At 67.6% G+C, this 534-nt stretch carries 1 pseudogene; it reads left to right on the top strand.

Annotated features, from left to right (window positions below):
* Window positions 1-534 (top strand): annotated as a pseudogene (locus AC1D0P_RS27955) (potassium-transporting ATPase subunit B); the annotation flags it as partial.

Genomic DNA, 534 nt, shown 5'->3' with positions numbered 1-534 from the left:
CTTGCCGGCCTCGCGCTCTATTCCGGTACCATCCTGTCGGTCACCGTGCTCTCGGCGCTGCTGGTCACGCTGATCCCGACGACCATCGGCGGCCTGCTCTCGGCGATCGGCATCGCCGGCATGGACCGCCTCGTGCGCTTCAATGTCATAGCCACCTCCGGCCGCGCGGTGGAAGCTGCCGGCGACGTCGACACACTGCTGCTCGACAAGACCGGCACGATCACCTTCGGCAACCGCATGGCGACCGATTTCCTGCCGGTGCCGGGCGTCACGGCGCGTGAGCTTGCCGAAGCGGCCATGCTTGCCAGCCAGGGCGACGATACGCCCGAGGGCCGCTCGATCATCGGGCTGGCCAAGGGCGAGTTCGCCGTTCCCGAGCCGGCCAGCGCGATCGACGCTGTCATTCCCTTCGCTGCCGAAACCCGCATTTCCGGCGTCGATACAATGCAGCGCACCTATCGCAAGGGCGCGGTCGATGCGGTGTTGGCCATGCAGCGCACCTATCGCAAGGGCGCGGTCGATGCGGTGTTGGCC

It is taken from the genome of Polaromonas sp. P1_G2 (genome assembly GCF_056405515.1).
This window is presented reverse-complemented; position numbering and strand designations above follow the sequence as displayed.